General features: G+C 71.5%; 20 protein-coding genes. 9 read left to right on the top strand and 11 right to left on the bottom strand.

Annotation, left to right across the window (positions count from 1 at the left end):
• The first annotated feature begins 17 nt into the window (after positions 1-17).
• From AB0H86_RS02195 to AB0H86_RS02185, 3 genes are read left to right on the top strand one after another with little or no spacing between them, the layout of a single operon-like run.
• Positions 18-1331: an ABC transporter substrate-binding protein gene (locus AB0H86_RS02195; RefSeq protein WP_362431845.1), complete on the top strand. Its 1314-nt coding sequence runs from the start codon at positions 18-20 to the stop codon at positions 1329-1331.
• A complete protein-coding gene (locus AB0H86_RS02190; RefSeq protein ID WP_362431843.1) occupies positions 1331-2287 on the top strand; it encodes a sugar ABC transporter permease in 957 nt (318 codons plus the stop codon). The genes AB0H86_RS02195 and AB0H86_RS02190 overlap by 1 nt, the downstream gene beginning before the upstream one ends.
• Positions 2284-3114 (top strand): carbohydrate ABC transporter permease, encoded by an 831-nt coding sequence (locus AB0H86_RS02185; protein ID WP_362431841.1) that lies wholly within the window; start codon positions 2284-2286, stop codon positions 3112-3114. Before AB0H86_RS02190 ends, AB0H86_RS02185 begins: the two co-directional genes overlap by 4 nt.
• A gap of 15 nt (positions 3115-3129) precedes the next feature.
• Here AB0H86_RS02185 and AB0H86_RS02180 read toward each other — a convergent pair whose 3' ends face one another.
• The 3 genes from AB0H86_RS02180 to AB0H86_RS02170 all read right to left on the bottom strand — a co-directional run bounded on the left by AB0H86_RS02180 (position 3130) and on the right by AB0H86_RS02170 (position 6230).
• Positions 3130-4437: a ribonuclease D gene (locus tag AB0H86_RS02180; protein WP_362431839.1), complete on the bottom strand. Its 1308-nt coding sequence runs from the start codon at positions 4435-4437 to the stop codon at positions 3130-3132.
• Between the two features lie 168 nt (positions 4438-4605).
• Positions 4606-5268: a response regulator transcription factor gene (locus tag AB0H86_RS02175; RefSeq protein WP_123992183.1), complete on the bottom strand. Its 663-nt coding sequence runs from the start codon at positions 5266-5268 to the stop codon at positions 4606-4608.
• Between the two features lie 284 nt (positions 5269-5552).
• Positions 5553-6230 (bottom strand): DUF3000 domain-containing protein, encoded by a 678-nt coding sequence (locus tag AB0H86_RS02170; protein ID WP_362431836.1) that lies wholly within the window; start codon positions 6228-6230, stop codon positions 5553-5555.
• 108 nt (positions 6231-6338) lie between these two features.
• Here AB0H86_RS02170 and hemE point away from each other — a divergent pair, with 108 nt between their 5' ends.
• Positions 6339-7427, top strand: coding sequence for a uroporphyrinogen decarboxylase (gene hemE, locus AB0H86_RS02165; protein ID WP_362431833.1), 1089 nt, complete (start codon positions 6339-6341; stop codon positions 7425-7427).
• A gap of 6 nt (positions 7428-7433) precedes the next feature.
• Here the strand turns inward: hemE and AB0H86_RS02160 are convergent, their stop codons facing one another.
• Positions 7434-8258: a rhomboid family intramembrane serine protease gene (locus AB0H86_RS02160; protein ID WP_362431831.1), complete on the bottom strand. Its 825-nt coding sequence runs from the start codon at positions 8256-8258 to the stop codon at positions 7434-7436.
• Positions 8259-8383: 125 nt separating this feature from the next.
• Here AB0H86_RS02160 and AB0H86_RS02155 point away from each other — a divergent pair, with 125 nt between their 5' ends.
• Entirely contained in the window at positions 8384-8704 is a 321-nt protein-coding gene (locus AB0H86_RS02155) for a hypothetical protein (protein ID WP_362431828.1), read from the top strand.
• 20 nt (positions 8705-8724) lie between these two features.
• On the opposite strand, the gene AB0H86_RS02150 is transcribed toward AB0H86_RS02155, so the two are convergent.
• Both AB0H86_RS02150 and AB0H86_RS02145 read right to left on the bottom strand, forming a co-directional pair.
• Positions 8725-10119 carry an FAD-dependent oxidoreductase gene (locus tag AB0H86_RS02150; protein WP_362431826.1) on the bottom strand — a complete coding sequence of 465 codons (1395 nt, stop codon included), beginning with the start codon at positions 10117-10119 and terminating at the stop codon, positions 8725-8727.
• Between the two features lie 56 nt (positions 10120-10175).
• On the bottom strand, positions 10176-11168 hold the full coding sequence (locus tag AB0H86_RS02145) for a DUF4349 domain-containing protein (protein ID WP_362431823.1): 993 nt from the start codon (positions 11166-11168) through the stop codon (positions 10176-10178).
• Positions 11169-11323: 155 nt separating this feature from the next.
• Between AB0H86_RS02145 and hemG the strand changes: the two genes are divergently transcribed.
• Together hemG and hemQ are read left to right on the top strand one after the other, a co-directional pair.
• Positions 11324-12772, top strand: a complete 1449-nt coding sequence (gene hemG / locus AB0H86_RS02140) for a protoporphyrinogen oxidase (RefSeq protein WP_362431821.1) — start codon at positions 11324-11326, stop codon at positions 12770-12772.
• A gap of 5 nt (positions 12773-12777) precedes the next feature.
• Entirely contained in the window at positions 12778-13509 is a 732-nt protein-coding gene (gene hemQ / locus AB0H86_RS02135; RefSeq protein ID WP_362431818.1) for a hydrogen peroxide-dependent heme synthase, read from the top strand.
• A gap of 105 nt (positions 13510-13614) precedes the next feature.
• Here the strand turns inward: hemQ and AB0H86_RS02130 are convergent, their stop codons facing one another.
• From AB0H86_RS02130 to AB0H86_RS02110, 5 genes are all read right to left on the bottom strand, one after another.
• Positions 13615-15198, bottom strand: coding sequence for an alpha/beta hydrolase (locus AB0H86_RS02130; protein ID WP_362431816.1), 1584 nt, complete (start codon positions 15196-15198; stop codon positions 13615-13617).
• Positions 15199-15316: 118 nt separating this feature from the next.
• Entirely contained in the window at positions 15317-16099 is a 783-nt protein-coding gene (locus AB0H86_RS02125) for a TIGR04222 domain-containing membrane protein (RefSeq protein ID WP_362431813.1), read from the bottom strand.
• 97 nt (positions 16100-16196) lie between these two features.
• Positions 16197-16985, bottom strand: a complete 789-nt coding sequence (locus AB0H86_RS02120; protein ID WP_362431811.1) for a DUF4142 domain-containing protein — start codon at positions 16983-16985, stop codon at positions 16197-16199.
• Positions 16986-17374: 389 nt separating this feature from the next.
• Entirely contained in the window at positions 17375-18727 is a 1353-nt protein-coding gene (locus AB0H86_RS02115; RefSeq protein ID WP_362431808.1) for a DUF692 domain-containing protein, read from the bottom strand.
• Between the two features lie 594 nt (positions 18728-19321).
• A complete protein-coding gene (locus AB0H86_RS02110; RefSeq protein ID WP_362431807.1) occupies positions 19322-20050 on the bottom strand; it encodes a peptidyl-tRNA hydrolase in 729 nt (242 codons plus the stop codon).
• Between the two features lie 44 nt (positions 20051-20094).
• Between AB0H86_RS02110 and AB0H86_RS02105 the strand changes: the two genes are divergently transcribed.
• Positions 20095-20970: an ABC transporter ATP-binding protein gene (locus AB0H86_RS02105; RefSeq protein ID WP_362431804.1), complete on the top strand. Its 876-nt coding sequence runs from the start codon at positions 20095-20097 to the stop codon at positions 20968-20970.
• Positions 20967-21638, top strand: a complete 672-nt coding sequence (locus AB0H86_RS02100) for an ABC transporter (RefSeq protein WP_362431801.1) — start codon at positions 20967-20969, stop codon at positions 21636-21638. The genes AB0H86_RS02105 and AB0H86_RS02100 overlap by 4 nt, the downstream gene beginning before the upstream one ends.
• The last annotated feature ends 8 nt before the right edge of the window (positions 21639-21646 follow it).

Below are 21646 nucleotides of genomic sequence, written 5' to 3'. Positions count from 1 at the left end.
GAACGGAGCTGATGCACATGAACCGTCGTCACATCCTCGCCATGGTCGTCGGGGCCGCGCTGCTGATCCCCGGCTGCACCGGTACCGGAGGCACGTCGAAGGGCGCCGACGCCAAGGCGCCCGACGACCCGGCCAAGGTCACCGGAACCATCAAGGTCCTCACCGTGCGGACCGACCTCGTGCAGGACGGCACGATGAAGAAGTACGCCGCGGAGTTCAACAAGACCTATCCGAAGGTCAAGGTCGAGTTCGAGGCCCTCACGAACTACGAGGCCGAGGTCAAGATCCGTATGAACACGGAGAACTACGGCGATGTGCTGCTGATCCCCGCGGTGATCAAGAAGAGCGACTACCCCAAGTTCTTCGCCTCGCTGGGGACAGCGCAGGAGCGCGGCAAGAAGTACCGCTTCACCGACTTCACGACCGTCGACGGCAAGGTCTACGGCCAGACCCCGGTCGGGGTGAGCCCCGGATTCGTCTACAACAAGCGGGTCTGGAAGGAGGCGGGAGTCACCGACTGGCCCACCACCCCGGCCGAGTTCCTCACCGACCTCAAGGCCATCAAGTCCAAGACCGACGCCATCCCGTACTACACCAACTTCGCGGCCGGCTGGACGCTGACCTCCTGGACCTACGTCAACGGCTCGGTCCACTGCGACCCCGAGGCGACCGACAAGCTGGCCGAGGGCGACCCATGGGCGAAGGACGCCGACCTGCGCGTGGGCGACACCCTGCTGTACGACACCGTGAAGTCGGGGCTGATCGAGAAGGACCCGACGACCAGCAACTGGGAGGAGTCCAAGCCCAGACTGGCGAAGGGCGAGATCGCCACCCAGTGGCTCGGCACCTGGGCGATCGTCCAGTTCCAGGACGCCGCCAAGAAGGCCGGGGTGAACCCCGACGACATCGGCTTCATGCCCTTCCCGTCCCAGGTGGACGGCACGTTCTGCGCGGTCGTCAGCCCCGACTACAACCAGGCCGTCAACGTCCACTCGAAGCACAAGGACGCGGCCCGCGCCTGGATCGACTGGTTCACCGACAAGTCGACCTACGGCCAGGACAACCTGGCCATCTCCCCGCTCAAGGACGCCCCGCTGCCCGCCGTGATGAAGCCGTACGAGGACGCGGGCGTGAAGTTCATCGAGGTGGACGACAGCAAGGGCGCCCAGGTCAAGAGCATCGACAACGAGTCGGAGACCGGCATCTACGCCCCCGAGTACCGGCAGAACCTCGTCGACCTCGCCCGCGGCGCCCGCAAGGGCAGCCTCGACGGCTTCTTCTCCGACCTCAGCGAGCGCTGGACCGAGGCACAGAAGACCTCGGGGTCCTGATGGCGGACGTCACCGAGAAGGCGGCCTTCCGGGCCGTGCCGGGCGCGGCAACAGCCCCGGCCCGGCCGCCGGCCCCCGCCCCGCGCCGGGTGCGGCTGCGACGGGGCGTCACCCCCTGGCTCTTCCTGATCGTCCCGCTCGCCCTGCTGATCACCTTCACCTACGCGCCGATCGCCAACATGGCCGCGTACAGCCTCACCGACTGGGACGGGGTGAGCCCGGAACTGCACTACACGGGCGTCGGGAACTACACCGAGATCTTCACCCGGGAAGACCTCTTCCGGGTCTTCTTCGTCAGCGGCTACTACCTCGCCGCCTCCGTCGTGCAGATCGTCGCCGCGCTCTACTTCGCGACGATCCTGAGCTTCGACGTCCGTTTCCGGAACTTCTTCAAGGGCGTGCTCTTCTTCCCGTACCTGATCAACGGGGTCGCGATCGGCTTCGTGTTCCTCTACTTCTTCCAGGACGGCGGCACCCTCGACTCGGTGCTCCGGCTGTTCGGTCACCACTCCGACCACGCCTGGCTCGGCACCCCGGTCTCGGCGAACACCTCACTGGCCGGGGTCTCGGTCTGGCGCTACATGGGCGTGAACTTCGTCCTGTTCCTCGGCGCGATCCAGTCCATCCCGGGGGAGTTGTACGAGGCCGCGGAACTGGACGGCGCGAACCGCTGGCACCAGTTCCGCCACATCATCGCGCCCGGCATCAAACCCGTGGTCACCCTCACGGTGATCCTGTCGATCTCCGGCTCGCTGTCGGCCTTCGAGATCCCGTACATCATGACCGGCGGGGCGACCGGCACCGAGACCTTCGTGATCCAGACGCTGAACCTGGCCTTCCGCTTCAACAAGACAGGGCTCGCCTCGGCGGCCGCGATCGTGCTGCTGCTGATCATCCTGCTGGTGACCTGGGTACAGCGGCGCCTCGTCCCCGACGACAGGGTGGACCTCGTATGACACGTCGTGCCGTGGCCCGGACGCTCGTGTACCTCTCGCTGGTCGCCGCCACGCTGGTGGTCCTGCTCCCGCTGGGGGTCGTCCTGCTGACGTCCCTGAAGTCCGAGACGGAGATGGCGGAGGGCGGCGGGGCGCTGTCGCTCCCGGACGACCCGCTCAACTTCCACAACTACGTGTCGGCGTTCGAGGGTGGCGAGATGCTGTCGGCGTTCGGCAACACCGCCGTCATCCTGCTGTTCTCCATCGGCGGCACCGTCCTCATCGGCTCGATGACGGCGTACGCCATCGACCGCTTCACGTTCCGCTTCAAGAAGGTGGTGGTCGCGCTCTTCCTGGTCGCGGCCCTGGTCCCGGGCGTCACCACCCAGGTCGCGACGTTCCAGATCGTGAACAGCTTCGGGATGTTCGACTCGCTGTGGGCGCCGATCGTCCTCTACATGGGCACGGACATCGTCTCGATCTACATCTTCCTGCAGTTCGTACGGTCCATCCCGATCTCCCTGGACGAGGCGGCCCGCCTGGACGGCGCGGGCGCCTTCACGATCTACCGCAAGGTCATCTTCCCCCTGCTCAGGCCGGCGATCGCGACGGTCGTGATCGTGAAGGGGATCACCGTCTACAACGACTTCTACATCCCCTTCCTCTACATGCCCTCGGAGGATCTTGGCGTGATTTCGACGTCGCTGTTCCGCTTCAAGGGCCCCTACGCCGCCCACTGGGAGACGATCTCGGCAGGAGCCGTCCTGGTGATCCTGCCGACTCTGATCGTCTTTTTGAGCCTGCAACGCTTCATCTACAACGGCTTCATGCGAGGAGCGACGAGGTGAGAGCGCCCGCGGCGGCTACGCATCCGCCAACGCGGCCACAAGAACCGGCGTCACCTGCTCCACCTGCCACGGCCGAGCCCCGAACCCCGCCAGGGCGGCCGCCACGGACTCCGCGTCGGCAACGGCGGGCGGCTCCCAGCAGACCCGTCGCACGGTGTCCGGAGTGATCAGGTTCTCCTGCGGCATGGTGAGCTGCTCGGCCAGCGCCGAAACAGCCGCCCGGGCCGCAGACAACCGAGCCGCGGCGGCGGGATCCTTGTCGGCCCAGGCCCTCGGCGGCGGCGGCCCCGTCACCTGCTGCCCCGGCTGCGGCAGCTGCGCGTCGGCCAACGCCTTGGCCCGGTCGACGGCCGCCTGCCACTGCTCCAGCTGCCGCCGGCCCATCCGATGCCCGAACCCGTTCAACGCGGCGAGCGCGTGCACGTTGGCCGGAACGGCGAGCGCCGCCTCGACGATGGCCGCGTCGGACAGCACCTTGCCCGGCGAAACGTCCCGCCGCTGGGCGTTGTGGTCCCGCGTCTGCCACAGCTCGCGCACCACCGCCAGCTGCCGACGCCGCCGCACCTTGTGCATCCCGGAGGTCCGCCGCCAGGGGTCCTTGCGCGGCTCCGGCGGCGGCGCCGAGGCGATGGCGTCGAACTCCTGCTGCGCCCACTCCAGCTTGCCCTGCCGGTCCAGCTCCTTCTCCAGGGCGTCCCGCAGGTCGACGAGCAGCTCCACATCCAGTGCCGCGTAGCGCAGCCACGGCTCGGGCAGCGGCCGGGTCGACCAGTCGACGGCCGAGTGGCCCTTCTCCAGTACGAAGCCCAGCACGCCCTCGACCATCGCGCCGAGGCCCACCCGGGGGAACCCGGCGAGCCGGCCGGCCAGCTCGGTGTCGAACAGACGAGTGGGGACCATGCCTATTTCCCTCAGGCACGGCAGGTCCTGGGTGGCGGCGTGCAGCACCCACTCCGCGTCGGAGAGCGCCTCGCCCAGGCCCGAGAGGTCGGGGCAGGCCACGGGGTCGATCAGCGCCGTCCCCGCGCCCTCACGGCGCAGCTGCACCAGATAGGCGCGCTGGCCGTAGCGGTAGCCGGACGCGCGCTCGGCGTCGACGGCGACGGGGCCGGAGCCGGCGGCGAAGGCGGCGATCACCTCAGCGAGCGATTCGTCGTCGGCGATCACCGGCGGAATGCCCTCGCGAGGTTCCAGCAAAGGGATCGGTTCAGGGCATGGCTCGGAGTTCGGCGCCCCCGTAACAGAAGATCCGCCGTCGTCCGGAGGGGCGCCTCCGGTGGTTCGCAGTGAAACGTCTGCTGCGGTGTCTTGGGCGTCGGTCACCTGTCAAGGGTATCCATGTATGGACAGCGCCCGTCGACGGAACGTTCCGTCGACGGGCGCCTGAGGGTCGTAAACCAGTCACCTCGGTGAAAGATCCGGTCTACGACGGGTGGATACGCGGACGAAGATCGGCGGCCGATCCGGTTCACGTCCGTGAAGGGGTGGGCGTCAGTGGATGATCCCGGTGCGCAGGGCCACCGCGACCATCCCGGCGCGGTCACCCGTGCCGAGCTTGCGGGCGATGCGGGCGAGGTGGCTCTTGACGGTCAGGGCGGACAGGCCCATCGAGACGCCGATCGCCTTGTTCGACTGGCCCTCCGCGACCAGCCGCAGCACCTCGACCTCCCGGCCGGACAGTTCGCGATAGCCACCCGGGTGACTCGGGGCACCCGGGGGGCGGCGGTGCATACGGGCGGCGGCGGCGCCGATGGGGGCGGCTCCCGGTCGGGTGGGGAGCCCGAGGTTCGTACGGGTGCCGGTGACGACGTAGCCCTTGACCCCACCGGCGAGCGCGTTGCGTACGGCGCCGATGTCGTCGGCGGCGGACAGGGCGAGCCCGTTGGGCCAGCCCGCGGCGCGGGTCTCGGACAGGAGGGTGAGGCCGGAGCCGTCGGGCAGGTGGACGTCGGCGACGCAGATGTCGCGGGGGTTGCCGATGCGGGGACGAGCCTCCGCGACGGACGAGGCCTCGATGACGTCGCGCACACCGAGCGCCCACAGGTGGCGGGTGACGGTGGAGCGGACGCGCGGGTCGGCCACGACCACCATGGCGGTCGGCTTGTTCGGGCGGTAGGCGACCAGGCTTGCGGGCTGCTCTAGGAGAACGGACACCAGGCCTCCTGGGGTGGGGGACGGGGCCGGCTTGTGGGGATGAAGCCGGGACGAACCGTGCTTTCAAGGTCACAGTCGTCTTCGGCAGCAAACCCGTCCGCCTTTAGAGAATGATCACGATCTAGTGAGTAACAATCTGCGCAATTCGGACACGCGATCGATCATCCGAAGATCGAACGGTTTCACTCTGCGTCGATACGCGGCCGAAAGTGGCCGTATCGACAAAGAGATCGGAAAAAGGGCCGACGAGGGTCGACCTTTGGTCAGTGAGGACAAAAGGAGGCTCAGCGCGACTGCGGGTCCCGTCGCTGTGGCAGCGTGACCACCGACGCGTCGCCCGGACCGGCCGGCGGCAGCCCCGCCACCTGAGCCAGCAGATCGCACCAGGACGCCAGGTGCGCCGCCGTGTCCGGCACCCCGCCCGGGCCCTCCCGAGGCGTCCAGGACGCCCGGATCTCGATCTGCGAGGCGGCCGGACGTTCGGACAGGCCACCGAAGTAGTGGGAGCTCGCCCGGGTGACCGTGCCGCTCGGCTCGCCGCACGCCAGACCGCGCGCGGTGAGCGCCCCGGTCAGCCAGGACCAGCAGACCTCGGGCAGCAGCGGATCGGCGGCCATCTCGGGCTCCAGCTCCGCGCGCACCAGCGTCACCAGCCGGAAGGTGCCCTGCCAGGCGTCGTGCCCGTCCGGATCGTGCAACAGCACCAGCCGGCCGTCGGCCAGGTCCTCATCGCCGTCGACGACCGCCGCCTCCAGCGCGTACGCGTGCGGGGCGAGCCGCTGCGGTGCCGGAGTCGCCTCCACCTCGATCTGCGGCCGCAGCCGCGCGGTCCGCAGCGCTTCCACCGCCGCCCGGAAGGGCGGCGGAACCGACCTGCCCGTATGTCCCCCACCATCCTCGGTGTCCTTCGCCTCGTCCATTCCGCCAGCGCCGTCCGACAGTCGTCCCTGAGCCGCAGCCATGCGGGGAAGGTTAAGGGGAACGGGAGCCTCGTGCAGGGAGGAACACCCTGTTGCCGGGCGTCGGGGTTGCCGTCGGGGCCGGGTTCGGTGCCGTGCGAGACTTGCCCCGTGAGTGCCAACGAGAGCCCCGCGAGCCCGCGCCCGGCGCAGCCGACAGCCACGTCCGACGCGGTCAAGGATTCCGCCTTCCTCAGGGCCTGCAGGCGCGAGCCGGTGCCGCACACGCCCGTGTGGTTCATGCGGCAGGCCGGGCGCTCGCTGCCGGAGTACCGCAAGGTCCGCGAGGGCATCCCGATGCTCGAGTCCTGCATGCGGCCCGAGCTGGTCACCGAGATCACCCTCCAGCCGGTGCGCCGGCACGACGTGGACGCGGCGATCTACTTCAGCGACATCGTCGTCCCGCTCAAGGCGATCGGCATCGACCTCGACATCAAGCCCGGCGTCGGCCCGGTCGTCGAGCGCCCGATCCGCACCCGCGCCGACCTCGCCCAGCTCCGTGACCTCACCCCCGAGGACGTCTCCTACGTCACCGAGGCCATCGGCATGCTGACCGCCGAGCTCGGCTCCACCCCGCTGATCGGTTTCGCGGGCGCGCCTTTCACCCTCGCGAGCTACCTCGTCGAGGGCGGTCCGTCGCGCACGTACGAGAACGCCAAGGCGATCATGTACGGCGACCCCGAGCTCTGGGCCGACCTGCTCGACCGTCTCGCGGACATCACGGCCGCCTTCCTGAAGGTCCAGATCGAGGCGGGCGCGAGCGCGGTCCAGCTGTTCGACTCCTGGGCCGGCGCGCTGGCTCCGGCGGACTACCGCCGCTCGGTGCTGCCCGCCTCCGCCAAGGTCTTCGAGGCCGTCGCCGGGTACGGCGTCCCGCGCATCCACTTCGGCGTCGGCACCGGTGAGCTGCTGAAGCCGATGAGCGACGCCGGCGCGGACATCGTCGGCGTCGACTGGCGCGTCCCGCTCGACGAGGCCGCCCGCCGCGTCGGCCCCGGGAAGACGCTCCAGGGCAACCTCGACCCGACCGTCCTGTTCGCCGGCACCGAGGCCGTCGAGACCAAGACCCGCGAGGTCCTCGACGCGGCCGCCGGCCTGGAGGGCCACATCTTCAACCTCGGCCACGGCGTCATGCCGTCCACCGACCCGGACGCGCTGACCCGGCTCGTCGAGTACGTCCACACGCAGACGGCTCGGTAGGGGCGCTCACCACGTGTGCCGGGGCCTCGCCCGCCTGCCGAACAGCAGGCCGCGCGGCTCCGGCGGCGGGGGCGTACCCGGCTTCAGCGGCCAGGCGAGCAGCATGCCCGCGAGGAAACCGACGACGTGCGCCGCGTACGCCACGGTGCCCACGTCGGAGACGCCCTCGCCGGACGAGTACACCGCCTGCAGCCCGAACCAGAAGCCCAGCACCAGCCAGGCCGGCAGCCGCAGCGGCAGGAAGACCAGGAACGGGACCAGCACCCACACCCTGGCCTTCGGATACAGCACCAGGTAGGCGCCCAGAACCCCGGCGATGGCTCCCGAGGCGCCGATCAGCGGGTCCGTCGAGTCGGCGTTGAGCAGCGCGAAGCCGTACGACGCCGCGTAGCCGCAGACGACGTAGAAGAGCGCGTACCGCACATGGCCCATGCGGTCCTCGACGTTGTTGCCGAAGATCAGCAGGAACAGCATGTTGCCCAGCAGGTGCAGCCAGCCGCCGTGCAGGAACATCGCCGTGAGGACGCTGAGGGGCGGCGACTTGTCGTACGTCGGCGGGCCCACCACACAGCCCGCGCCCCGCGCGCCCACCCCGACGTCACCGGTGGGCACGAGCCGCGGCAGCTGATGGTGGATCAACTCCTGTGGCACGGCGGCGTAGTGGTCCAGGAACGCCTGGAGGTGGCAGAGCTGCGCCAGGTTGCTGTCACCCGCCACGGAACCGGAGAGTCCGGGCATGAACAGGAAGACGAGGACGTTCGCGGAGATCAGCGCGTATGTCACCCAGGGGGTGCGGCGCACGGGGTTCACGTCATGGACGGGGATGACCACAAGGAAGTAGTGCCCCCGATGCGGGCGGCGAACCGGTGAACGCCGCCGTCCGCGTGTGCGTATGTCTCCTCAACCGCCCGCGGCACGGGGAAGGCGGGTCGCGGGGACGACGTGAGGAACAGGCGATGAACGACCGAGTTACTCCTCCTATGCACGCTACGCCCGACGGCGAGGCGGAGATCTCGCTGGTGCTGCGACTGCCCTGGGAGGACGTGGCACGGCTGGGCCAGGAGGCGGGGCGGCTGGCCGCGCAGATGCAGCGGCCGGTGACCCTCGACGAGGCGGTGAGCAACCGGCTCCGGTCGGCCCGGTCGGCGGCCCACGCGAAGCCCGCGGGGGAGCAGCCTGCGCCCATGACCAGCAGCGCGTCCGTCTCGTCGCTGCCGCCGAGGCCGCCGGCCGACCAGGCGCGGCAGGCGATCGAGAGGATCAACGGGACCGCGTAGAAGTCCCCCACCAAGTCGATTCAGGAGGCCCGCACTTTCAGCGCTGCCTTGCGGGCCGCCACCAGAACCGGGTCCCAGACGGGTGAGAACGGAGGGGCGTAGCCCAGGTCCAGGGCTGTCATCTGTTCCACCGTCATACCGGCCGTCAGGGCCACCGCGGCGATGTCGACTCGCTTGCCCGCGCCCTCCCGGCCCACGATCTGCACGCCGAGCAGCCGTCCCGTTCGGCGCTCGGCGAGCATCTTCACCGTCATGGGGGCGGCGTCCGGGTAGTAGCCCGCACGGCTGGTCGACTCGATGGTGACCGACTCGAACCGCAGGCCCACCCGGCGGGCGTCCTTCTCACGCAGGCCCGTGCGGGCGATCTCCAGGTCGCACACCTTGCTGACCGCCGTGCCGACCACACCCGGGAACGTGGCGTAGCCGCCGCCCACGTTCGTGCCGATGACCTGCCCGTGCTTGTTGGCGTGCGTGCCCAGCGCGATATGCCGTAGCTGGCCCGAGACCAGGTCGAGGACCTCCACGCAGTCGCCGCCGGCCCAGATGTTCTCGTACCCGCGCACCCGCATCGCCAGGTCGGTCAGCAGGCCGCCGTGGGCGCCCAGCGGCAGCCCCGCCGCCGCGGCGAGCCCCGTCTCGGGGCGCACACCGATGCCCAGCACCACCACGTCCGCCGGATACTCGGCGTCCTGCGTGACCACCGCCCGCACCCGGCCGTCGTCGCCCGTGAGCACCTTGGTGACCTCGGCGTCGTCGACCATGGTGATGCCCAGGCCCGTCATCGCCTCGTGCACCAGCCGGCCCATGTCCGCGTCGAGCGTGGACATCGGCTCCCGGCCCCGGTTGACGACCGTCACCTCGTAGCCGCGTTTGATGAGCGCCTCGGCCATCTCCACGCCGATGTACCCCGCGCCGACCACGACCGCCCGACGGCCACGTGTGTCTGCCAGCGTGTCGATGAGCGCCTGACCGTCGTCGAGCGTCTGCACGCCGTGCACCCCGGGCGCGTCCACACCCGGCAGATCCGGCCGGACCGGGCGGGCACCGGTCGCGATCACGAGTTTGTCGTACGACGTCCAGGACTCGGCCCCGGAATCGACGTCACGCGCGCGTACCCGCCCGCCGGCCACGTCGATCTCCGTGACCTCGGTGCGCATCCGCAGGTCGATGTCGCGCGCCCGGTGCTCCTCGGGCGTCCGGGCGATCAACTGGTCCCGGTCGGGGACGTCACCGCCCACCCAGTACGGGATCCCGCACGCCGAGTAGGAGGTGAAGTGGCCGCGCTCGAACGCCACGATCTCCAGCTCGTCCGGGCCCTTCATCCGACGGGCCTGCGACGCCGCGGACATCCCCGCGGCGTCGCCGCCGATCACGACCAGACGCTCCGCCCCACGCTTCGTACGGCTCATGTTCATACGAACACGCTACGTGGGCAGGGCATTTCAGTCCCGCCCAGTGCACCGGCAGCGGCTCAGTTCTCCTCGCCGCCCTCCCGCGGGCGGGTCGGCTCGGGCGCCTGCCGGGCCGTCGGCAGCGGGCCGAGCTCGGTCGTCGCGGGCACGGTGGCGGGGCGGCGCGGCAGCCGGGGCCGGACGATCCGCAGCCACACCAGGACGATCAGCGCGGCCACCGCCACGAACGGCAGCACCGCCCCGATCGCCACGGCGAGCCAGCGCAGCATCGTCACGAACGCGTCCCAGCCGCCCGCCAGCGCGTCCACGAACCCGGGGTCGTCGTCCTCCTTGACCGCCTTCTTCACCGGCGTCTCGGTCAGGGACAGGGTGATGGTGGCCAGGCTGGTGCGGTCCTTCAGGGACGACTGCTGGGCCAGCAGCGACTCCAGGTCGGATTCCCGGCTGCTCAGCTCGCCCTCCAGCGTCACCACATCGCTCAGCTTGGTCGCCTGGTCCATCAGCTCACGCACCCGCGCCACGCTGGCGCGCTGCGACTTGATGCGGCTGTCCACGTCGACGACCTGATCGGTGACGTCCTGCGCCTTCGCCGTGCGTTCGAGGAGCTTGCCGGCGCCCTGCAACTCGTCGAGGACCGTGTCGTACTGGTCGACGGGCACCCGCAGCACCACCCGGGTGCGCGAGCGGCCGTCCTCGTCCCGGCTGGTGGACTCGTTGCCGACGTAGCCGCCCGCGTTCTCGATGGTGCCGCGCGCCGCGTCGAGGGCCTTCGGTACGTCCTTGACCTGCACGGTCAGGGACGCGGTACGGATGATGTGGCTGGTGATCCTGGGCGGCGCGGTCGCCTTGGCGCCGTCCGCTTCGCCGGCGCCGTCGGAGTCGGCCGCGCCGGGTGCGACCCCCTTCGCCTCGCTCAGCGCGGCGGCCTTGTCGTCGGCCGTCGTGCCAGCGGAATCGCTGCCGTCGGCACTGCAGCCGGTCAGCGCGAGGGCCGCGGCCAGCAGAAGACCGGCCAGGGCCTGAACGGGTCGTACGGAACGTCGTGCGCGCATGCGGGCTACCCCCGGGTTGTGACGACTGACGCTCCTTCGACGCCGGAGCGGACCGGGACGTTGGAGGAAAACGGTCCCGATGCGGTCACGGTCGGGACTCGTGAAGGACACCGGGCCGGCGCGGGAGTGTCGGTGGGGTCTGAGAAAGTGGGGGCATGAGCGCAACGGGTGCGGGTCGGGTCGTCGTCGTCGGAGCCGGGATCGCGGGGCTGGCCGCCGCCCACCGACTGCTCGGGCGCGGGGCGCGGGTGACCGTGCTGGAGGCCTCGGACCGTGTCGGCGGCAAGCTGCTGCCCGGCGAGATCGCCGGCGCCCGCGTCGACTTCGGCGCCGAGTCGATGCTCGCCCGCCGCCCCGAGGCCGTCGCCCTCGCCCGCGAGGTGGGCCTGACCGACCGCCTCCAGCCGCCCGCCACCGCGACCGCCTCACTGTGGATCCGCGGCGTCCTGCGCCCGATGCCCAAGGGTCATGTGATGGGCGTCCCCGGCACCGCCGACGCCCTGACCGGCGTGCTGTCCGACGAGGGTCTCGCCCGCATCGGGCAGGACGCCGACCTGCCCCGCACGGAGGTCGGCGACGATGTGGCGGTCGGGGAGTACGTGGCGGCGCGCCTGGGCCGCGAGGTCGTCGACCGCCTCGTGGAGCCGCTGCTGGGCGGGGTCTACGCGGGCGACGCGTACCGCATCTCGATGCGCTCGGCGGTCCCGCAGCTCTTCCAGGCCGCACGAACGCACGACTCCCTGACGGAGGCGGTCCGCGAGATCCAGGCGAAGGCCGCGGCCAACCAGCAGACCGGGCCGGTGTTCATGGGCATCGCGGGCGGGGTCGGCTCGCTGCCGCTCGCGGTGGCCGAGTCGGTGCGGGAGCGCGGCGGCGAGATCGTGACCGGGGCGCCCGTGACGGAGCTGCGCCGCGAGGCGTCCGGCGGCTGGCGAGTCGTCGCCGGAGGCCGGGTCCGGCACGCCGACGCGGTGATCGTCGCCGCCCCCGCCCCCGTCGCCGCCGGTCTGCTGCGCACCGAGGCACCCGCGGCCGCCACCGAGCTCACCGCCGTCGAGTACGCCTCCATGGCCCTGGTCACCCTCGCCTACCGCCGCGCGGACGTCATGCTCCCCGAGGGCAGCGGCTTCCTCGTCCCGCCCGTCGACGGACGCACCATCAAGGCGTCGACGTTCGCCTCCCAGAAGTGGGGCTGGATCGGCGACGAGAACCCGGACCTGCTGGTGCTGCGCACCTCAGTCGGGCGCTACGGCGAGACGGAGATCCTCCAGCGCGAGGACGCCGACCTCGTCGCCGTATCCCGGCACGACCTGCGCGAGGCGACCGGCCTGGACGCCGCTCCCCTGGAGACCCGCGTCACCCGCTGGACCGACGGCCTGCCCCAGTACCCGGTCGGCCACCACGCGCGCGTGGCCCGCGTTCGCGAACACGTCGCCAAGATCCCGGGCCTCGCGGTGTGCGGCGCCCCGTACGACGGCGTCGGCATCCCGGCCTGCATCGCGAGCGCCTACGCGGCGGTGGACCAGATCCACGGTGACCTGAGCGCTGTGCAGGAGCTCACCGCCAACCCGGTGCAAAGCCTTCACGGCGGAGCGGGAGAATAAGGACCATGAGTGACGACGCCCCCACCACCGAGTCCGGCAGGGTCCCGAACAAGGGCAAGCTGGCCAAGGACCTCAACGAGACCATCCGCTACACCCTCTGGTCCGTCTTCAAGCTGAAGGACGTGCTCCCCGACGACCGCGCGGGGTACGCCGACGAGGTCCAGGAGCTGTTCGACCAGCTCACCGCCAAGGACGTGACGATCCGCGGCACCTACGACGTGTCCGGTCTGCGCGCCGACGCCGACCTCATGATCTGGTGGCACGCGGAGACCAGCGACCAGCTCCAGGAGGCGTACAACCTCTTCCGCCGCACCAGGCTGGGCCGCGCTCTCACACCGGTGTGGTCGAACATGGCGCTGCACCGCCCCGCCGAGTTCAACCGCGCGCACATCCCGGCGTTCCTCGCCGACGAGACGCCCCGCGACTACATCAGCGTCTACCCCTTCGTGCGCTCCTACGACTGGTACCTGCTGCCCGACGAGGACCGCCGCCGCATGCTCGCCGACCACGGCAAGATGGCCCGCGGCTACCCGGACGTGCGCGCCAACACCGTCGCCTCGTTCTCCCTCGGCGACTACGAGTGGATCCTCGCCTTCGAGGCCGACGAGCTGTACCGCATCGTCGACCTCATGCGCCACCTGCGCGCCTCCGAGGCCCGGATGCACGTCCGTGAAGAGGTCCCGTTCTACACGGGCCGCAGGAAGTCGGTGGCGGACTTGGTCGCTGGATTGGCTTAGCCAGTCAATGCCGCTGAGACCCGCGCCCTAAGGGGCGCGGGGCTGTATCAATCTGCGGCTCCGCCGCGTGGGCGCGACCAGCCCCAACGCACCCGCAGACGGCATCTATCGCGCAGCCCGAGGCTTCGGCTCCGGATGCGGCGCACACGCAGCGCGCCGCACCGGAAGCCGCCCTTCCAACAGGTACGAGTCCAGGTACCCGTTGACACAAGGGTTGGGCCCGCCCCCAATGCCATGGGCACCCGCATCCCGCTCCGTCACCAGCACCGACCCCGACAACCGCCGATGCAGTTCAAGAGCCCCCTGGTAAGGCGAGGCGGCATCCCGCTCAGCGGCAAGAATCAACGTCCCCGGCACCTCACCGGCACCGGTCCGCACATCGAGGGCCTGCTGACGCGGCGCGAGCCAGTACGCGCAGGGCAGGTTCGTCCACACGTTGTCCCAGGTCTCGAAGGGCGCCACGCGCGCGAGCCGGGTGTTGTCCCGGTCCCACACCTTCCACTGGGTGGGCCAGGGCGCGTCGTTGCACTCGACGGCCATGTAGACCGCGTGCGAGTTCTCCGCCTCGGCCGCAGCCTCCGGATGCGGGCCGGCCTGCTCGATCAGCGGCTGCGGGTCGCCCTTCAGATACGCCGACAGCGCCTGCGCGCGGTGCGGCCAGTAGTCGTCGTAGTACCCGGCCGACAGGAACGCCCCCTGCAACTGCCCGGGGCCGACCTTCCCGCCCGCCGGCTTCGCGGCCAGCCGCGCCGCGGCCTTCTCGTAACTGCGCAGCACCTCGTCGGCCGTGCCGCCCAGTCCGTACACGTCGTCGTGCCGGGCGGCCCACTCCCGGAAGTCCTGCCAACGGCCCTCGAACGCGGCCGACTGGGCGAGGTTGTTGCCGTACCAGACCTGCTCCGGGTCCGGGTTCACCGCCGCGTCGAACACCATCCGCCGTACGTGCGACGGGAAGAGGCCCGCGTACAGGGCCCCCAGGTAGGTGCCGTACGACGCGCCCATGAACGTCAGCCTCGACTCCCCGAGCGCGGCGCGCAGGACGTCCAGGTCACGGGCGTTGTTGAGGGAGGTGTAGTGCCGCAGCGCGTCGCCGGCGCGCCGCGCGCAGCCGCGCGCGTACGCCTTCGCCCGCGCGACGCGTTCCTTCTTGTACGACTCCGAGGGATACGTCGGTGCCTGGGTGGGAGCTTCGAGGAACGTCTTGGGGTCCTCGCAGGACAGGGGCGCGGACCGGCCCACCCCGCGCGGGGCGTAGCCCACGAGGTCGTACGCCGCCGCGAGCCGTTTCCACTCGGGGAGCACGCCGATCAGCGGGAAGTACATGCCGGAGCCGCCCGGACCGCCCGGGTTGTAGACCAGGGAGCCCTGCCGGGGCACCCGGCGCTTGCTGTTGTGCGGGTCCTTGTGGCTGGCCGGAACCCGGCTCACGGTCAGTTTGATCTGCCGGCCGTCGGGCCGGGCGTAGTCGAGCGGCACGGACACGGTGCCGCACCGCACCGTGCTCGGCAGGTCCTCCGCGGCGGGGCAGGTGCCGAAGTCGATGCCCCTCTCCCCGGCGCGTGCGGCGGCCACCGCCGTGCCGTGCAGCTCGGCCGCGCCCGGAACTCCGGGGGTGCTGTCGGCCGGGGCCGCGGTGAGCGTGCTCAGGAGCAGGGTCCCGGCGGCCGAGTAGAGGGCGGTGGCTCTCATCGCGTATCCCTTCGGTGCACGACAGCAACAAAAGGGATGTTTCGTCCGGCTGTTGCCGAAGGCAAGCACCGCCCGGCCGGTGTCGGTCCCAATACCCCCGTGCGCCCCCCTGGGACCGCTATGCGCGCCAGTCCTGCTGCTCCCGGTGGGCGAACGCCGCACGCAGGTCCGGTTCGCCGATCGCGCGGATGCCGTGGACGGCCACCGACGTGAGATCCGTACGGTCGTCCCGGCCGGGGCGCCGGGTCAGGGCGCCGAGCAGCCGCTGACCGGCCGGGGAGGCCCAGCGGGAGTAGGGGTGGACCTCGATCCGGGCGACGGCGAGACAGCTGAGGGTGAGCGCGAAGGGCAGCCCGAACCAGAGGGCGACCAGGCTGCGCGGCATGTCCGACTGAGCCGGCGTCAGCAGCGCGGTCGCGCCCAGTGCCAGCACCGCCAGCGCCGCGAACCACACCTGGCGGATCCCGGCGGCGACGGACGCCCGGGCGCCGTCGGGCACCGCGAGCCCCGCGCTGACCAGCCGGTCGGCGATCCCGTGCACGGCGTCCGCGGTGGCCGCGGCGGCCCGCACCGGGGCGATGCGCGACTGTCCCTCCGGCCCGATGGCACCTATCACCGACCGCTCCATGTCGTCCCGCCCGCGCGGGTCGACGACGGTCGCCCAGCCGGTGCGCGCGAGCAGCAACCGCCGCTGGCGCGCCATGGAGACGAGGGTCAGATCGGCGACCCGCCGGGGGCCGCCGGACAGGAACGCGGCCTCGTACAGCGTCAGATCGTGTGCCCGGCCCGCGGCCGCGTCTTCCGCGTCCACGGCCGCCGCGTGTACGGCGGCCAGGCACAGCCGCGTACACGCCGTGCCGGCGGCGGCCCAGGCCAGCAGCAGGAGAAGGACCCAGAACATGTGCAATTTTCTATGCGACGGGTCCCTGTGGCGCCATGCCTGGTTCACAACCCGGACGGAGTGTTGTCGGTATGTGACGTTCCGGTGGGTGCCGGGGTCAGGAGGCCTCGGGTGCCGACGGAGGCGGGTTGGAGGCGGGCGGCGGGAGCGGATAGCTCGGGGACGGCGACGGGGTCATCGGGGTCGCGGGGTCCGGGTCCGTGGTCGGGCCGGGCGGGGCCGGCGAGTTGGTGATCGGAGGAGTGCTGCCGGCCACCAGGTCCCGGGCCAGGGCGTCGTAGTCGACGTACCCCGTGGCCTCCAGGACCTTGATGTGGTCCAGCACGGTCGTGTTGGCGTCGTCGGCGAGGGCGCGGACGAGGGAGTTGCGGGTGGCTGCCCGTACCTGGGCGACGACCGAGAACACCCTGCCGTGCGCCAGCCGCAGGATGTTGGCGAACTGGCGGTCGTACTCGACGCCTTGGGTGGTGTTCAGGGTCGCGAGCCACTGCTTCTGCTGCTCGGTGGGCTCGTTGGGCAGCTCCAGGCCGAGCTTGGCGGCCACGTCCCGGACCCGCTCGTCCAGGAACGTATGACCCTCGACCAGGTGCGTGCCCGCCGTTCGTACGGCCTCGGTCGTGCCCTTCTGCTGCGCCTGCTGACCGGCGGGCAGCTCCCACAGGCCGGCCAGCCGGACCTTCGTGACGAAGTCCCGGTCGAGACCGGACAGCGGACCGTACTTCGTCGACACGGTCTGGGCGTTCAGTACGTCCAGGCCGGTGCCGGACCGGTCGGCGTACGACCAGATCGGGAAGACCAGCGCCACGAGGGTCGCGGTCAGACCGGCGATGATGATTCCGGTGCCGGTGAAGATGCCTCTGCTGTTGGTGGGGGGTCGCGGTCGCATGGTGCCTCCTGTTGCGGCACCGCACGCTAGTGCGTTTCGGGTGCGGGGTTGGCATGTTACTGCGGGGTCTACGCCAACTGCCGTACGGGGGGCAAAGGTTGTATCAGGGGCGAGGTGGGGCGAATGGGGGAAGGTGGGCGGGGGTTGTATAGGGGCAAACCGGATGGAAGCGGATGTCCGGGCTGGGCTGGGTGGCCGGGGTGTTAACCCTGGCACACCTGTGGGTGGACGGCGGGTGGCACGCGCCTAGTGGGGGAGCCTGGGGTGGCGTAGGACGCTCGGGCCACGTGGCTGGACGTGGTGGTGGCCGACGGCGGGTGGGTGGTGTCTGCCGGTCCGCCGTGTATGGCGAGCATCGGTCGGGCAGCGGCCGGTCGCGCGGGTTGTGGTCAGCGGCGCAGCAGGACTCGGCGAGTGGCGCGAGCCAGCCGTGCGGCCGGGCGCTGCGAACGCGGTGCCGGGCCCGACCGCTCCAGCCACCATTCCCGTAGGTGCCGCCGTGCCGTCGGGTTCTCCAACTGCCCGGCGAGCAACACCTGCTCGGCGAAGTCCAGGGCGTCGCGGCGGTAGCCGTCCGTCATCGGGTGGCCGTGGGCGTAGGCGAGGAAGGCCGGGCGGTAGGCGGGGCCGAGGATGGCCAGAAGATCGGGGGCGACCTTCGCCACGACGTCCGCCCGCTTCCCGCCGAGCGCCCGGGCCTGTACACCGAGGCGCACCCGGTCGAACCCCTCCGGAACGGGCGTACCGGCGACCAGCGCGGACAGCAGCGCCGTCTGCGCGAGAGCGAGCCGCTGGCGGACGAGGTCGTCGGCGGAGTCCGGAGCTGGGGCCGGAGTCGGAGTCGGAGTCGGTGTGGTCCTCGCGTCGGCAGGCCGGGTGTCGTCGGCGCGGGGGCCGGAGGGCGCCGCGGGCCTCGCGCCGACCTTCTCCAGGGCCTCCCGTATCGCCCCCAACTCGCCCTCCAGCTCGGCCGGTTCGGGGAAGTTCTCGTCGCGTTCCAGCAGGACGCCCGGCGGGGAGACCCGGGACGCGAGGTCGGTCAGGATGTCGAGGACCGGGCGGGGGACCGGGTGGGCGTGGCTGTCGTGCCAGACGCCGTCGCGTTCGAAGCCGCCCGCGACATGGACGTACGCGATGGCCTCCAGGGGGAGGTCGGCGAGCGCCTCGGCCGGGTCCTCGCCGCGGTTGACGTGGTTGGTGTGCAGGTTCGCCACGTCGATGAGCAGGTGCACGCCGGTGCGGTCGGCCAGCTCGTACAGGAACTGCCCCTCGGTCAGCTCCTCGCCGGGCCACGAGATCAGCGCGGCGATGTTCTCGACAGCGAGCGGTACCGGCAGCGCGTCCTGCGCGATGCGGACGTTCTCGCACAGCACGTCAAGGGCGTCGCGGGTGCGCGGCACCGGCAGCAGATGGCCCGCCTCCAGGCGCGGGGAAGCGGTCAGCGGGCCGCCCGCCCGGACGAACGCGATGTGCTCGGTGACCAGCGGCGAGCCCAGTGCCTCGGCCCGCTCGGCGAGGGCGGTCAGCCGTTCCGCGTCGGGCCGGTCGGCGCCGCCGAGACCGAGTGAGACACCGTGCGGGACAACGGTGACCCCGCGCTCACGCAGCCGCAGCAGGGACTGCGGAAGGTGTCCGGGGCAGGTGTTCTCCGCCACGACCTCGACCCAGTCGATGCCGGGCATATGTTCCACGGCGTCTGCGATCTCGGGCCGCCACCCGATACCCGTCCCCAGTCGCTTCATGGTCCCCTCCTCGGCTTTCCGGATCCGCGGTGCCGCCTCTCGGGCGTGACGGGGGTATGGCCCCCCGGCACGGACCCGAACCCCTCCGCACGCTCCTTCAGAGCAACATTTGAGGTTCGGCGCCGGTCTTGGCCGTGCGGCGATCTGAACTCGGATGGGTGCGGCCAGGGTGGGTGATGGAGATCACCACCTTCCAGATCTACGACATCGCCACCAACCCGCGGCCACGACGAGGCGGGTCGCCCCACCACCGTGCAGATCACGGGCGGCATCGGAACGGACGTCCCGTCGACCACTACGAGCTACGACCCCGACTCGGGCCGCGCGTACAAGACGGCGTCGTCGACCGGCGGCACCCTCACCCGCGCCTACGACAAGCTGGGCCGGGAGATCTCCTACACCGACGCCGACGGGGGGACCACGACCACCACGCGATCACATCGTCGCGGCGGCCTCGCAGCTCGATGCGTTGGAGTCACTCGCCGAGGCCGGAGTCGACCGGTTCATCGCTGCCTGAGACGACTGACCGCGTGACGCCGGCCTCCGGGACCCGAATGTGGTCCCGGAGGCCGACGTTCTCGTATGCGAAGGGTGTCAGTGCCGCAAGGCACTCACACGGTCATATCCCTCGACCGCAACCGTCAGACCGGGCGCGATCTCGGTGAACCCCGCGTCCCGCACCAACGGCAGCCCGCTCGTGGTCAGTTCACCCCAGCGGCCGGGGTCGGCGGAGCGTACGGCCAGTGGGAAACCCGCGTCGCGCCACCCGGCCCGCTCCTCCTGCGACAGTTCCCACCAGGCGAGTTGGGCCCCGTGACCGGCCTGCGCCATCGCCTTCCCGGCCGACATGTCCAGCTCCGGGTTCAACCAGAGCACGGGCGCCGCCGGATCCGCGGCCACCGGCGGCTCCGGATCGTCGAGGTCGGTGCCCGACACCTGGAGCCGGGCCAGGTCCTTGGGCCATCCGTCCAACGGCACCGGCGGGAAGACCCGCACCTCCGCCGACTTCCCGGCCACGGTGATCCCGGGCAACGCCTCGGCCCGCCGCCACTCGGCCCCGCGGGCCCGCCGCACGACCTTGCGGATCCGCGCGTCCTGCCACTCCCGCATCGCCCGCGCCCACTCACCCTCGCCGACCGACCGCTCGTCGGACAGTATGACGAGCACGGCTCGGGCGGCGGTCTCCAGGGCGTCGGTACGGGCCGGGGGAGCGGCCCGCTCGATGCGGACGACCAGGGGCAGCACGAACTGCGGCGCGTTGTCCCGTGCGCCGGGGTCGGACCGGAAAGGGCTGTTGTCGCTCGACGTCGAATCTTCGTTCACGGGTCCAGTCTGCCAACCCGGGGGCGCACGACATGATGTCCCCCATGCAGAACGCTCTACGGCTGGAGAACGTGGGCCGCCGCTACGGCTTACGCGGTTCCTGGGTCCTGCGCGACATCGACCTGACCCTCGATCCCGGCGAACTCGTCCGGGTCGAGGGAACCAACGGCACCGGAAAGTCCACCCTCCTCCGCCTGCTGGCGGGGATCGACGCCCCCACCACGGGCCGTATCACCGGCCGCCCGCGAACGGCCTACGTTCCCGAACGCTTCCCGTCGGCCCTGCCCTTCACCCCGTCGGGATATCTCACCCACCTCGGCACCGTGCACGGCCTGACCCGCACCGCCGCCGCACGGGCCACCGACGAGTGGCTCGACCGTTTCGGCGCGGCGGCCTACGCCCACACCCCGCTGACCCGGCTGTCGAAGGGCAGCAGCCAGAAGGTCGCCGTCGCCCAGGCCCTGCTCGCCGAACCCGAACTGCTCGTCCTCGACGAGGCGTGGACGGGACTGGACACCGACGCCCGGGCCGAACTGGAGCGGGCCGTGGCCGAACGCACCGCCGCCGGCGGTGCCGTGGTGTTCGTCGACCACGACCCGCGCCGCCTGGCGGGCGTGTCCGACGCCACGTACCGCGTCCACGACGGCACTCTCGAACGCCTTACGGAACAGGCGACTTCGCCGACCGGCCCGCACGTCGTCGTCGAGGCGCAGGGCCCGCCCGGCGGGCAGCTCCCCTCCGTCACGGTCATGTCCGCCGAGGAGACCGTCCCGGGCACGTACCGCCTCAGCGTTCCCGCCTCCCACTCCGACGTACTGCTCCGGGAACTGCTCACGGCCCGCCCGCCGTGGCACGTGCACGGCGTGACCCGCGCCGACGCCCCCGCCGACACCCCTCACGCCCAGGAAGACCCCGGATGACCGCCCTCCTCCGCTACCAGGCCGCCCTCCTCGTCCGCTCCCAGCGGTGGCTGCCGCCCTTCATCCTGTACGCCGTGTTCCTGGGCATCGGGATGCAGGGCGGCCAGCCGGTGCTCGACTCGCTCGGGTACACGGCCGCCGCCTTGCTGCCCGTCGCCGCCTGGCTGGTACGGATCTGCGTCACGGGCGAGCCGGCGGCGGCCGGCCACTGCGTGGCCGCGGCGACCGGGCCCGGGCGGGCACACCTGAGCCGGCTGCTGGTGGCGCTGGGCGCGTCGGCGACGCTCGGCGCGGTCACGATCGTGATCGTGACGTGGATCAGTGATCCGGCGAGCTCGGACCACCGGACCCGGGTGCCCCCGCTCCCGGCGGGTGCGGCCGGGCTGATCGCCATGCTGGCCTGTGCCCTGCTCGGCACGGCCGTCGGCGCACTCACCAGTTGGCCCGTGCTGCGTTCGGCCGGCCGGGCGGTCCCCGCGCTGCTGCTCGCGGCGCTGCTGGCGCTGGTGGTGTCCGGCTCCCCGGCGCGGGCGGCGGTCAGCGGCCTGGTCACCGGCTCCCGCTCCGGCACGGTCGACCTGCCCCTGCTGCCGCTCGCCGGGGCCGTCCTGCTCGCGGCCGCCGCCTTCGCGACGGCCTGCGCGCTCACCTCCCGCAGGTCCCCCTGAGGGCGCCG

This window comes from Streptomyces sp. NPDC050997, from assembly GCF_040660135.1.
Classification (GTDB): domain Bacteria; phylum Actinomycetota; class Actinomycetes; order Streptomycetales; family Streptomycetaceae; genus Streptomyces.
This window is presented reverse-complemented; position numbering and strand designations above follow the sequence as displayed.